1 protein-coding gene is annotated in these 215 nt (G+C 71.6%); it reads right to left on the reverse strand.

The genetic code is table 11. The annotated features are described in order from the left end of the window. Positions 1–215, reverse strand: a 215-nt coding sequence (locus tag ACWGS9_RS35995) for a transposase (RefSeq protein ID WP_454509587.1), incomplete at both ends; no start/stop codon positions are given.

The raw sequence follows: 215 nt of genomic DNA on the forward strand, positions 1-215 counted from the left end.
TCCGGCCCCGCGAACGGCGCCTTGGCGTAGACCACCCAGCGCTTCTTCCGGGCGGCAGCAAGCTGGCGCAGGAAGGCGCATCGCTCGGTCAGCTGCGTCATCGATCCGAAGAAGGCGAGCCGGCCGGCGTCGTGCAGCGCGATCAGCCGGGCGAGGAACAGGCGGCGGAACAGCTTGCCGAGCACGCGCACCGGAAGGAGGAAGGCCGGGCGCGA

This window comes from Mesorhizobium sp. Arg314 (assembly GCF_053714275.1).